General features: G+C 63.5%; 3 protein-coding genes and 2 pseudogenes. 2 read left to right on the top strand and 3 right to left on the bottom strand.

The genetic code is table 11. The features are described from left to right. Positions 1–84: pseudogene (locus IF89_RS45170) on the top strand (IS5/IS1182 family transposase); the annotation flags it as partial. Between the two features lie 368 nt (positions 85–452). Here the strand turns inward: IF89_RS45170 and IF89_RS43195 are convergent. Together IF89_RS43195 and IF89_RS49190 are read right to left on the bottom strand one after the other, a co-directional pair. Next, on the bottom strand, positions 453–2,132 hold the full coding sequence (locus IF89_RS43195) for an alkaline phosphatase D family protein (protein WP_078628705.1): 1,680 nt from the start codon (positions 2,130–2,132) through the stop codon (positions 453–455). Positions 2,133–3,107: 975 nt separating this feature from the next. Continuing rightward, positions 3,108–4,040: an Ig-like domain repeat protein gene (locus IF89_RS49190; protein ID WP_030776268.1), complete on the bottom strand. Its 933-nt coding sequence runs from the start codon at positions 4,038–4,040 to the stop codon at positions 3,108–3,110. Positions 4,041–5,327: 1,287 nt separating this feature from the next. Here IF89_RS49190 and IF89_RS46435 point away from each other — a divergent pair. Further along, positions 5,328–5,795 (top strand): hypothetical protein, encoded by a 468-nt coding sequence (locus tag IF89_RS46435; RefSeq protein WP_158718040.1) that lies wholly within the window; start codon positions 5,328–5,330, stop codon positions 5,793–5,795. Between the two features lie 434 nt (positions 5,796–6,229). Here IF89_RS46435 and IF89_RS38845 read toward each other — a convergent pair. Continuing rightward, positions 6,230–7,299: pseudogene (locus IF89_RS38845) on the bottom strand (IS630 family transposase). Between the last annotated feature and the right edge of the window lie 165 nt (positions 7,300–7,464).

Here is a 7,464-nt window from a genome sequence, read left to right as displayed (position 1 = left end):
CGCGACTGCCGCCTCAGAGGCGATGGCGTCCACCACGCCATGCCCGGTATCGCCCGGATGTACAACCTCGCTCTCGCCGGATAGACCAGCGGGCCGCACGCAGCCGACCATGCCTGAGACGACTCGGAGATCATTTACGGGACAGCCCCTAACGGCGGTCCTGAGGGCGGGTCTTGATCCCTCCCTGACAGGGACACGCCCGAGTTGGGCGCTCCGAGTTCCTGTGAGCCCACGTTGAACCCACCTGGCCGATCTTGCGAGTGTCGCTCTCGGCCGACTCGAAGCCGCTGTACGCAAGCGCTTCGTGGGGCTCCAGTGCCGCCCCCGCATAACTCGACGGCTTCCTCGCAGGAACCGGCTTCGCCCATTACCTCCCATCCTGCAAGCCGAGCTTAGTCTCCGCTCCTATACCGGCCCCTATAAAGTGCCGAAACTCTAAGCAGGTCGCCGCCTTATGCTACGGGCCCCGGAGCCTGTTCCAATTTCTGAGTGCCACTCAGCGTTCGGAACGAACGTGACCACGCAACACTGGCCTCGGCAAGTCGTTTGTCTGACACGACGTAGTAATCCATTTGCGCCCGCTGTGGAGTTACGTCGAGGACGCCGTACCCATGTGCGTCCATGTCCAGCCACTTCACATGCCAGTTAGCGGACTTGATAGCTGCCTCTGCAACGAGCGAGGCGGTGTCGGCCGGTACATTTAGCGCGTCGTCGAAGTTGTCGGAAGTTACGGAGGTAACTACGAACTCAGTCGCCGCTGAACCCGATGCCGGATATGTGGCCATGTTGACCGGAACCTCATTGGCCCAAGCCATGTGGATGTCGCCAGTAAGAAATACTGTATTCTTGATATTCCGTTCCACCAGGTGGCCCAGCAAGTCCTTACGGTCGTGCGTGTACCCATCCCACTGGTCTACATTCACGGCTAGCCCGCCTTCAGCCAGCCCAAGCAGCTTTGCAATCGGCTGTAGCAAGTAGGCGGGCAGTGAGGCAAACGCTACCGGTGAAATTAGCACCGATGTGCCTACCAGTTTCCAGGACGCGTCTGAGTCCGCCAAACCTGCCTTAAGCCATTCCAGCTGAGCGCGCCCCGTGATGGTGCGCATCGGGCTGTCCACCGAGCCGCTGCCCGCCCTGGACTGCTCGGATCGGAAGGAACGTAGATCCAGCAGGTACAGGTCGACCAGACTGCCAAAGCGGAGCCTTCGGTACACGGTTCCGGCGATGGAGGCACGCACCGGCATCCACTCAAAATACGCCTGCTTGGCGGCAGCCGCCCGTACCCCCCATTCCCCCTCGACGCCTGGATCGTGATTTCCAGCGCCTCCCGCCCATGCGTCATCGGCGAATTCATGATCGTCCCAAATGGCAACGATCGGGTGGGCGTGGTGCAGAGCTTGCAGGTCCTTATCCGTCTTGTAATTCCCATGCCTGGCCCGGTAGTCAGCCAGAGATACGGTCTCATTTTTGGGCTCATGTTGCCGGACAACATGCCTACTGTCGGGGTAGACGCCCGTCGCATACTCATAGATGTAGTCGCCAAGGTGCAGGATCGCGTTCAAATCCTTGCGAACAGCGAGGTGGCGATACGCAGAAAAATAGCCTGACTCCCAGTTAGCGCAAGAGACCACCCCAAACCGGACTCCCTCGGCGCTGGTCGCTGCAGCAGGGGCGGTCAAAGTCCGGCCTACCGGCGAGACCGTGGTGCCAGCTTTGAAGCGATACCAGTAGCGCGTATATGGTTGAAGTCCGCGGACGTCTACCTTGACCGTGTGATCGGTTGCTGCGCTTGTGAGCACTGTTCCGCGAGCGATGACGTGGGAAAATGCATCGTCGTCTGCCACTTCCCATTCCACCTCAACAGAGGGGCCCAGTCCGGAACCCGGCGAGGCCTCCGGGGAAGGAGTGACCCGGGTCCAAAGCAGGATTCCCTCAGGCAGCGGGTCGCCGGAGGCGACTCCGTGGCGGAACGTTGGAACGTTGGCGGAGACCCGTGCGGCTGCCGGTGCTGCACTAAGAGCAGCGCCCACTGGAGCAAGCGCGACGGCGGCCGCGGTCAGGACGACTGTGCGGCGTCCCGGAAATTCCGGGTCGGCAGACAGCTTTAAAGGCGAGGGAATCGAATTGGTCATGAGGGAGCACAATACTGCTAAGCCAGTCTTGGTGTGCTTCTTAGGCGATGTCATAGGCCGAAATGGCTTCAGGTCCACCTCCTTGTACTCCCAAGTTGCCCGATGCCACCTCGTCGATTGGTTTAGGACTACCGCTGAGCTTCTCAGCCGTGGTGTCGTCAGTGACGCCTTTCCATCGTGCGTCTGAGCTGGCCCGATGGGGGGTGAGGCGGCCTCGGCGAGGGGGTGATGCGAATGGTCGAGCAGTGGAGCTCGCGGCGGGGCGTCGGGTTCGAGGTGTGGCCTGTTGGGCGAGGGTTGGGGCTATGAGCTGGGCAGGTTGTTGAGCCGCTCGGTCTTGGTACTGGGCTGCTGTGTCAGTCTTTCTTGGTGCGCTGGCGGACTGCGTCGAGGAGTCGCTCTGCGGTGCGGGTGCTGACGTCATAGCGGGCGGCCAGCTCGTTGGAGGTGAGGGGTGGGCGAGCGCCGGCTGCGGCCTGGCTGACTTCGTTGGCGATGTCGCGACGCGGGGGTCGGGGCGTGCCGGGCGGCCAGTGTTGCGGGGGTCGCCGGGCTTCCATCCTCCGCCGGCGCCTTGCTGGCGTTCGGCGTCGCGGCGTTCCTCGGCTGCGTGGCGGGGCCACCAGCGGCGCCCGTGCAACTCGACTCCGGGGTACATGTAGCCCTTGGCGGCGTAGAACCTGACGGTGCGGGGCTGACGCCGATGAGGTCGGCGGTTTCGCGGTCGGTGAGGAGGTGCGTCGGGGTGGGTTCGGCGGTGGTCGGCGTGGCGGGGATGGGGCGGTCCTCGATCAATGCTTCGGCCTGGGCGGCGTCGTACAGGCGCAGTCGTTCGCCGGGATTTACGACGGGAGGCGGGCGCGGAAGTCTGCGCTTTCGCGGCGGCGCCACGTGACGAGGGTGAGGCCGCGTGCCGCGGCGATGGCGTTTTCGCCGGGGTGGGTTGTGTTCCGGTCACAGGGGTGGGTGGCGTTGTCAGGCTTGGCAGTTGGTGGCGCGTGCCTGGCCGGGGCTGGTGCAGGCGTTGAACCCGGTGCCACCGTTGTTGGTGTTGGTGCCGGCATTGCCGTTGAGAGTGTCGTTGCCGCCGCCGGAGAGGGTGTCGTTGCCGTCGCCGCCGCTGAGGACGTCGTTGCCGGTACCGCCCTCGATGCGGTCAGCGCCTGCGGCGCCGGCCAGGGTGTCGTTGCTGGTGCCGCCGCAGATCAGGTCGTTGCCTCCCGCGCCGTTGACGGCGTCGTTGCCCGCCCCGGCGAAGACCGCACCAGCACCCGCAGTCCCCAGGATCGCGTAGCTTCCCGCGTTGCCGTTGATGACGTTGTAGCCAGCTGTCCCAGCGCGGTCTGGCTGGCGGCACACGTCACCTCGGCAACCGTCTGGTCCACGGTGCCGCTGGAGAGGTTGTAGACGGTGTCGCCGCTTGTACTCGGCGGTGATGGTGTGGCTGCCCGCAGCCAGGGCGCTGGTGGTGAACGTGGCCTGCCCGGAACCATCCAGCGTGTCGCTGCCCAGGACCGTGGCACCCTCCTTGAACATCACCGTCCCGGTCGGGGTACCGCTGTCCCCCGACACCGACGCCGTGAACGTCACCAGCTGCCCGACAGCGGGCGGGTTCGGGGCAGAGACCACCGTCGTCGACGAAACACGCTTCGGCACCGCAGTCACTGCTGCCACGACTGGGGTGGTGCCGACGGTGACGGGGCTGCCCGTGACGGTGTTGGTCGTGGTCTCGATGACCGACACGTTGTTGGAGCCGGCCCTGAGTAGCTTGGCGTCCTCAGCTCGCAGCCGGGCCATTTCCTCGACCACGCTGACGCTGGCGCCACAGTCGTCGGACGCGGTGGGCGCCTCATCCTCGCGGACCCATGTCAGCAGTGACTCCGCGGTTATCCCGAGTTTCGCGGCCACCGCTGCATACGTCCGTTTCCCGGCCCCGACCTCCAGAGCGCGACTGCAACCTTCCTACCTAAACTCCTCCGGAAAAGGCGTCCCACCCTGGACACCCCTCTCCGGACCATCAAGCTCTATCGTCAGGGTGTCTACTCCACGGGTAAGCCTCACTCACGGGCCGTCGGCAGTGTCGAGTTTCCGCCAACGACCGGTGCTCTGTCTCGTCACTACCAACCTAACCACCTCCGGATGCAGGATGAAAAGAGTTTCGGAGACCCTTCCATCCTTGGTGTCCGCAGGTCAGGAGTGGTGTGGATGATCCGGCTGATCCGGTTGGTCGGCATAGTGCCCACTGAGGATCTATCAGCAGGGGTCCAGTTGGGCGAAGTCGCGTTCGCCGGGTGCGCGGGCAGCGTGGGCGCAGTTGGAATGCTGGTAGTGGGTCGGCTAGATCTTTGGGGGAGCAGGGTGCGGACCGTGGCGTCGGCGCCCTGTAGGGCCGGTCGGCCGGGATGAGGATGTGCCGGGTGAGGCAAGCTTGGACGGTGCCATGCTCTCGTGCGCTGTCCTGCCATGGGTCCGTGCCGACAGCGCCTGGAGTACAGCGGTGTGCCGTCTGGGCGGGCGGTGACCTACATGTCAATGCCGTACCTGCGGTGCTGCATGTGCGGCTCGTCCGCCTTGGTCCGGCCGGGGGGATGACGATGCCGTCAATGGTGACGGAGTGGCCTCACCCGGGCCAACGAGAGCTTCGTCGGGACTCTGCGCCCACGCCTCGAGAACGCTGAGCGCCTCGTCGACGTTACCGCCGAGCAGTTGCGGCCGAGGCACCGATACCTTCTGCGAGCTGCGGGGCCATCTCGTTCTTCCTCAGGCGCGCCAGCACCGTGAGGGCCTGCTTGAAGCAAATCGGGCGCCATGGCGAGTCCAGCTCCCGGCGGCATGCGTGGAGCAACCAGGACACATGCTCGACGAGCTCGTACGACACATCGAGCATGGAGAATACCCAACCACCAGGGCCCCTGCCCAGCGCCCACACACCGCTCGGACCAGCACATTCACTCCCGCAGAGCCAGGATGAAAAAGGTTTACTGAGTGAGGGGTACCTGCTCTGCGCAAGCCCTGCGCATCGTTCTCCCGCATGGCTGAATCTCGCTGTAAGAGCTGCTGCAACGGGGAAGGGCGTGGAATGATTGATAGATCTTGAGGGCAGAATGCGAATCTAGGGGGCCGAGTCTGTAGGGCCTTGGGAAACGCGGCCAGCGCTCGGAAAATTCGATCGGCTTTGCAGTTTAGGAGACTTTGATGCATGCGCATGTTCGCTCACTTGGATCGGTAATGCTGGCAACGCTTGCTATCGCTGCAGCGGGTACATCATCCGCATCAGCACAGACCGGCGCTGTCAGCGAATCAAGGCTTGACCTGCCCCAAGCGGCGGCACACTCCGACGCTACTCTGGTCAACCTAAAAAGGATATGTGAAGGACCCGGCCTCGGTGCCCCGCCGGGAGCCCCCTGGCGAGAGCGTCTTGTTCTCGCCGCTGACCCACAGGTCGACGGCAGTGGTGAATTTTTCCTTTGGGATCTTGCCGAGCAGTCAGTCACAGGCGGATTTATCAACGGGGATATTATGCGGCAGACCGTGACCGACTGGTGGATGGTCAAACTGCGGCCTAACATAGTCGGGGTAGAGGTCCGGTATGGTGATATCGCTAACCCTGAGGCGGCGCGCGTCGTTGGCGCCGTCTATGCTGCCGACTCGACGATCACCTAATTATATTGCATTCAATGTGTGCGAAGTGTCGAACCGGGTTCGGAGTTGGAGCTGTCGCGATCTTGGTACGGCATTCGGCCGCCCGGGGCTCCGTTCGAGCGTGACGCTGTAGCGGTCCATCCGGTCTTTGAACTCTCGTCCAGGACGTCCGGCGTCATTGATCACAACAGTGGCGAACATGTCGTAGTTGATGCGATGCCGAAGAGGACTTGATGCCGAAGGTTTACAGCGTATTCGCACTGATATCTTGAGCAGACGGGGCCTTAGGCGGTGGTTTAATATTTCTGACGTCTCAATCGCCGCCGCGGCCTCGTTTGTCTCTGCATGTTTATCTACCAAGATCTGCCGTGTCCTGCACACGTCGTAGCGGGTGCAGGACCGCGGGTCTTGGTTCCGGGAGGTGCGGCTTCCCCTCGCTCTTGGGCACCTGGAGACTAGTGTCCTGAGTCAGTAATTCGTCGGCAGTATGAGGCGGGGATTCGAGGATCTGGTCGGCTGTCTTCGTCCATACGAATGGCTTGGGGTCCTGGTTCCGGGTGGCGATCCAGGTGCGGATGTCTCCCTCGGGTGCTGGCACTGATTTGTGGACTCCGCGCGTATCTGTTTGTTCGCCAGCTCCGCGAACCATCGCTCAACGAGGTTCAGCCAGGAGGATCCTGCGGGTGTGAAGTGCATGTGGAGCCGAGGGCGGGCCAGGAGCCGTTTCTTGATGTCTGCGGTCTTGTGGGTCGCGTAGTTGCCGCAGATGAGATGGACGTCAAGTCCGGCGGGGCTCTCTTTGTCGAGCTTCGTGAGGAACTTCTTGAACCCCGCCGCGCGGTGGCGGCGGTGGCGGGATCCGATGACCTGGCCGGAGGTGGCGTCGAACGCGGCAAACAGGGTGGTGGTGCCGACCCGGACGTAGCCGCGGGTGGCCCGCTCCGGCACCCCGGGCACCATTGGCAGGACCGGCTGGGACCGGTCCAGGGCCTGGATCTGCGACTTCTCATCCACACACAGCACCAGAGCACGCTCAGGCGGGTCGAGGCAGAGGCGGACGACGTCGTGGACCTTGTCGACGAAGAACGGATCCGTCGACAGTCTGAATGCCTCCGAGCGGTATGGCTGGAATCCGAAAGCACGCCACACACGTGACACCGCCGACTGGGAAAGCCCCGTCTTTCCGCCATCGACCGCGTCGACCAATGCGCCGCGTCTGCCGGCGTGGCTCCCAGTGTCGCGCGATCAGATGCGCGACCTGCTCGTCGGAAACGGTACGAGGCCGGCCAGGCTGCGGTTCGTCCTCCAGGCCAGCCAACCGGTCCTTCAGAAAGCGTCGGCGCCATTTGCCCACCGCCTCCCGCGTCATCCCGACCCCGTCTGCGGCCGCAGCGGCCGAAACGGGAAAACCGTCCTCACCCACCGCTTCACACGCCAGGACCAGACGGCCCCGAAAGGCCATGTCCTGGGCGCCCTTCCACCGCCGCACCCACCACTCCAACACACCGCGTTCCGCATCAGCCAAGGTTCAGCGGCGCAAGCATCAGACCAGGACGGGTCATACAACAACTCTAAGCTTGTTCTTTATTTACAATGCCGTTGATTTAGGGGTCTGGTGGAGGTGTGACGGCCACGATGACCTGCAGTGTTTCTGCGGGACGACGGGTTGGCTGTAGCGGTCGTGGCCGGT

The organism is Streptomyces sp. NRRL F-2664 (genome assembly GCF_000719345.1).
GTDB lineage: Bacteria > Actinomycetota > Actinomycetes > Streptomycetales > Streptomycetaceae > Streptomyces.
This window is presented reverse-complemented; position numbering and strand designations above follow the sequence as displayed.